Origin of the sequence: Amycolatopsis sp. NPDC058986 (assembly GCF_042741125.1) — a bacterium.
Taxonomy (GTDB): domain Bacteria; phylum Actinomycetota; class Actinomycetes; order Mycobacteriales; family Pseudonocardiaceae; genus Amycolatopsis.
Genome location: NZ_JBHYJW010000145.1, coordinates 1 through 1040, shown reverse-complemented (window position 1 = coordinate 1040; position 1040 = coordinate 1). Strand labels below are relative to the sequence as shown.

Here is a 1040-nt window from a genome sequence, read left to right as displayed (position 1 = left end):
TTTATCTTGCAATATAGCAACGTTTATCTTGCAATATAGCAACGTTTATCTTGCATATTACAACATTGTTATATAATGTTGCTATAACAACAAAATTCGAATAAGTTGCTATGTATGAAAAAAGACCTAGTCGTTAAGGATAATGCGCTGATCAATGCCAGTTATAATTTAGACCTTGCAGAACAACGCCTAATCCTTTTAGCAATACTGGAGGCGAGGGAGTCTAATATCCCTAGTGACCGTGATTTAACTATCCATGCAGAAAGCTACATTAACCATTTCAATGTCCATAGAAACACCGCCTACAAAGTCTTAAAGGATGCTTGCAAAAACTTGTTTGAGCGTCGCTTTAGTTACCAAAAATTAACGGCTAAAGGCAATCGTGAGATTGTTATGAGCCGATGGGTACAGCGTGTGTCCTATGTTGAAAATGAAGCCCTTGTCCGTATCAGGTTTTCAGATGATGTTGTGCCACTGATCACCAACCTAGAGAAGCATTTCACCAGTTATGAACTGGAGCAGGTAAGTAGCCTAACGAGTGCCTATGCCATACGTTTATATGAACTACTAATTGCATGGCGTAGCACTGGGAAAGTATCAATGCTTGAAACTAAGGAATTGAGGTCAAGACTTGGTGTATTGGACACAGAGCATCAACGGATGGAATCGTTTAAAAGACGAGTATTAGAGCCTGCTATTCAACAAATTAACGACCATACCGACATTAAGGCAGAATACGAGCAACATAAGCGAGGACGTTCAATCATTGGGTTTTCATTCAGCTTTAAACAGAAATCCAAGCCTAAAACAATCAACCATGAACGAGATCCAAGCACGGTTGATATGTTCTGCAACTTGTCAGACAGTCAGATAAATACTTATAGCTCAGTATTGTCTAAAGTCCACAGTATCAGCGACCTAGCAGGGAATAAGGACTATCAAGCATTTGCAATATGGATTGCCAATATTTTACGTGACCCGTCCAGTGTGCGAGAAGAAACGGCAAAACGCATATTCAAGGCATTGCGAACAGAAACAGA

Annotated in this window: 1 protein-coding gene; it reads left to right on the top strand. The window is 39.8% G+C overall.

Going from position 1 to position 1040, the window contains the following annotated elements; translation table 11 throughout:
- Nucleotides 1–114: 114 nt before the first annotated feature.
- On the top strand, nt 115–1040 hold a 926-nt coding region (gene repM / locus ACFW0G_RS45505), incomplete at its 3' end, for a replication initiation protein RepM (protein WP_378331827.1).